Here is a 516-nt window from a genome sequence, read left to right as displayed (position 1 = left end):
ATGTATGCGTGGGTCATGGTGGTCCTCATGAAATGAAAGGCGATTCAGGGTACGACGGTTTGGGCCAGGCCGGGCCGCCCGTGGCGCTGCACCAGCGTGAGGGCGATCATGCCGGTGGCGCCTGCCAGCAGCCCGGTGGTGAGCGCCAGCACGGCGGCGCTGCCGCCGCGGTGCATCATGCCCATCCAGGTGCCGCACAGGAAGGCGGCGGCCGCGAAGACGAAGCCGCCCAGCGCCGAGGCGGCGCCCGCCTGCAGCGGGAAAGGCGTCGCCATCCCGACGTGGCCGCAGGGCTGGTGGATGCCATAGGCCAGCAGCATCAGCCACAGCCCGGCCGTCAGTGTGAAGGGGGTGTGCGCATCCGCCAGCTGCGGCGCGATCAGCAGCGCCGCGGCCGCCAGCGACAGGTAGCCGGCGCGGCGCACCGAGATCACGATGCCGTGCGAGTCGATCCAGCTGCGGCAGAGGAAGGTGCCGATCAGGTAGGCGACGGACGCGCCGCCGATCACCAGCCCG

General features: G+C 71.3%; 1 protein-coding gene. It reads right to left on the bottom strand.

What is annotated here, in order from left to right:
* Positions 1 to 44 precede the first annotated feature (44 nt).
* Positions 45 to 516 (bottom strand): MFS transporter (locus AC1DTN_RS39285; protein WP_477925674.1); only part of this gene is annotated, 472 nt, incomplete at its 5' end.

This window comes from Rhizobium sp. 01T444, from assembly GCF_056398305.1.
This window is presented reverse-complemented; position numbering and strand designations above follow the sequence as displayed.